Here is a 1,353-nt window from a genome sequence, read left to right as displayed (position 1 = left end):
GATTATATAAACAATCGACTGAGTGGGAAGACTTTTGGTAAGTCGATTAGACAGTTCGATTTAGGTTATGAGATTTTCGATTTTAAGGGTGACTTTAAGGATTTTAGTAAAAAAACAAAAAATTATAAACGCTACGGAACCAAACACAAAAACTTGTTAGTGGTCAAGCAATTTGATTATAGAAAAATGAAAGGGCTGACTGGAAACCAACAATTTGATATATTGAAAACAGCAATTCTTGAAGCGATTAAAGATGTTGATTCATTGAAAAGAAAACCGACGGATTTTAATCGAGAAGAATTCTATAAAGAAATGAGTAAAATATTAAACGAGTATATAAAGCACAGGCACAAAAGGCAGTATACGTAAGCCGAGGGATGTGATTTTGAATGATATACTTTACCTACCTGGCCTTTAGCGTCCGCTCAGCTCAATTGTTGAATATGGCACAAAATACTACGAAATACATAGCATTTTGACCCCGAACGGCCTATTTTCTTCTCATGTTTTCAAAGATAGTATTAAAGAATTAGCCCGGGCGGACGCCCTAGATAATTTTAGGTCTTAGGATCGCTACGTTAAGACCAGGGTGAGCATATACTTAGCGCACAACTGCAATGTATATACATGTATGCAATCAACTCTTTGAAAGGTATTAAAAATCCTCTAGATTACGACGAATAGTGGGTATATGTGCAACGTTGCGTATATCCAATTGTTGGCATTAACTGAATATAAATGAATAGAGTGTATAAGATTCTTATATTGTCCTTTACTATTCTTCTCATAAGCAACAAAACTAAAAGCCAACATTCGCTTGAGCTAGAGAAAATCATAGACTCTACATTTGATTCAGTACATATAAGTAACGTTTCCCCTGACAAATTTACTCACTTGATCACAAATGACTCATTATCCAAAGCTTCAGGCTTAAAGAAGGTGACTGTTGAGGACTTAAAAAAACTTCAAAAAAGTGCTTCACAAAGAATTCCAGAAGGTCAAGAATTGACAGTTTTTGAAGCTTCTTTGATAAACTACTTCCAACCAGAGTACAATAAAGAATATAAAGAGAGCTTCCCATCGCCTGACTTCAAATCATATGAAGAAATTTACAACACGGACTTTGATTATTCGCATGTGACACTTGACACATATCCAGTAGCCTCAAGGTTATTTTCAAATGAAGTTCTTGAACGAAAGTATGTTCATAGTAAGCATTTCCCTTTGGAGAGCAACCATGACAAGAAAACACTCTTTGAATTCTTAATTGATGAAAATGAATAAAACCAAAAGATGGACCTATTAACATTCATATCTGAACATCCTGAGATTGTCGTAACCGTTCTAAGTGGT

2 protein-coding genes are annotated in these 1,353 nt (G+C 34.7%); both read left to right on the top strand.

All coding sequences use genetic code 11. The features are described 5' to 3' along the window. Positions 1-369 (top strand): hypothetical protein (locus E1163_RS30200; RefSeq protein WP_185155891.1); only part of this gene is annotated, 369 nt, incomplete at its 5' end. A gap of 369 nt (positions 370-738) precedes the next feature. After that, positions 739-1,284 carry a hypothetical protein gene (locus E1163_RS00440; protein ID WP_155168559.1) on the top strand — a complete coding sequence of 182 codons (546 nt, stop codon included), beginning with the start codon at positions 739-741 and terminating at the stop codon, positions 1,282-1,284. The last annotated feature ends 69 nt before the right edge of the window (positions 1,285-1,353 follow it).

The sequence above is a fragment of the Fulvivirga kasyanovii genome (genome assembly GCF_009711405.1).
Classification (GTDB): Bacteria; Bacteroidota; Bacteroidia; order Cytophagales; family Cyclobacteriaceae; genus Fulvivirga; species Fulvivirga kasyanovii.
This window is presented reverse-complemented; position numbering and strand designations above follow the sequence as displayed.